General features: G+C 73.8%; 1 pseudogene. It reads right to left on the bottom strand.

The annotated features are described in order from the left end of the window. Nucleotides 1-191 (bottom strand): annotated as a pseudogene (locus AC3A6Y_RS35120) (ABC transporter permease); the annotation flags it as partial. Nucleotides 192-221: the final 30 nt, after the last annotated feature.

Here is a 221-nt window from a genome sequence, read left to right as displayed (position 1 = left end):
CTGTGCGAGAGCAGCCAGGGGCCGAACAGGGCCGCGAGCATCCAGAACAGCAGCACCGACAGGCCGAGCAGGCCGGAAGGGCCGAAGCTGCCGAGCCAGCGCAGCGGGCCGCCGCGGCGGCGCCCCTGAGGCTGCGGCGCGAGAGCCGCCGTGGCGCCCACGATGGGCGTGGAGGTGGATGTGGTTTCCATGGAGCTCACCTCAGCGATGCCGCAGCCGCG

Source organism: Variovorax sp. Soil_C_17 (assembly GCF_057657265.1).
Note: the sequence above shows the minus strand (reverse complement) of the source record. Positions and strands in the feature narration are given on the sequence as shown.